Annotated in this window: 1 protein-coding gene; it reads left to right on the top strand. The window is 71.1% G+C overall.

The window, feature by feature from the left end:
* The coding region (locus tag KN815_RS22400; RefSeq protein WP_216343723.1) for a non-ribosomal peptide synthetase at positions 1-1,547 on the top strand (1,547 nt) is incomplete at both ends.

Raw genomic sequence — 1,547 nt, forward strand, 5'->3', positions numbered from 1 at the left:
TCGCACCGACACCTCGCTCGACGACCTGGTCGGCGTCTTCATCAACACACTGGTGCTGCGCGCCGACACGTCAGGACGTCCCACGGGCCGCGCGCTGATCGAGCGCGTCCGGGCGCGGAACCTGGCCGCCTACGCCCATCAGGATCTGCCCTTCGAGCGGCTGGTCGAGGTGCTCAACCCCGAGCGCTCGCTCGCCCGTCACCCGCTCTTCCAGGTGCTCCTGGCGTTCAACAACACCGACACGGCGGCCACCGACCAGGCCGTGGCCGATATCCCCGACCTCACCGTGTCGCCGGTGGCGGCCGACACCGGCGTGGGCAAGTTCGACCTGTCCTTCGCCTTCACCGAGCAGCCGCAGGAAACCGGCGCGCTGCGAGGAGTGCTGGAGTACAGCACCGACCTGTTCGACCGGGACACGGTCGAAACGCTCGGCAGGCGCTATCTGCGTGTGCTCCAGGGCATGGTCGACGCCCCGGACACCCCGCTCGACCGGATCGATCTGTTGGACCAGGCCGAGGCGCGGTCCGTGGTGCGGGACTGGAATGACACGGCGGGTGAGGTGCCCGGTCGTCCGGTGGTGGAGCTGTTCGAGGAGCGGGCGGCCCGGACGCCGGACGCGGTGGCGGTGGCTGCCGGCGGGGTGTCCCTGTCCTATGGCGAGCTGGACGCCCGGGCCGATCGCCTCGCACGGCTGCTGGCCGACCGTGGGGTGCGGCCCGAGGCGTTCGTCGCGGTGGCGTTGCCCAGGTCGGTGGAGCTGCTGGTGGCGCTGCTGGCGGTGTGGAAGGCCGGGGCGGCGTACTTGCCGCTGGACACGGAGTACCCGGCCGACCGGCTCGCCTATATGCTCCAGGACGCCGGCCCCGAACTCGTCCTGACCACAAGCGAGTTGGTGTCCATGCTGCCGGACGTGGACATCCCCCGTGTGCTGCTGGACGCGCCCGAGACCACCGGGGAGCTCTCCCGGACGGCGGGGGAGCGGCGGAGCCTTCCCCTCGCGCCGTCGCATGCGGCGTATGTGATCTATACGTCGGGTTCGACGGGTCGGCCCAAGGGTGTGGTGGTGCCGCAGGGGCCGCTGGCGAATTTCGTGGTGGCGATGGCCGAACGGTTCCAGCTCACCGGGGCGGACCGGCTGCTGGCTGTCACCACCGTCGGGTTCGACATCGCGGGCCTGGAGTTGTTCGTACCGCTGCTCAGCGGTGCCGCGGTGGTGGTGGCGGAGCGGGACGCGGTGCGGGATCCGGTGACGCTGTGCGCGCTCGTGACCAACGAGCGGATTTCGGTGATGCAGGCGACCCCCAGCCTGTGGCGGGCGGTGCTGGCCGAGGACGCCTCGGTGCTGGCGGGGGTGCGGGTCCTCGTCGGTGGCGAGGCGCTGCCCGCCGATCTGGCGGTGGCATTGGCCGAGCGGGCCGAGTCGGTGACGAACATGTACGGCCCCACCGAGACCACGATCTGGTCGACGGCCTGGTCGGTCACCCCGGACACCGCGGGTGCGCCCCGAATCGGGCGGCCGATCGCCAATACCCAGGTGTATGTCCTGG

Origin of the sequence: Streptomyces niphimycinicus (genome assembly GCF_018883605.1) — a bacterium.
GTDB lineage: Bacteria > Actinomycetota > Actinomycetes > Streptomycetales > Streptomycetaceae > Streptomyces > Streptomyces niphimycinicus.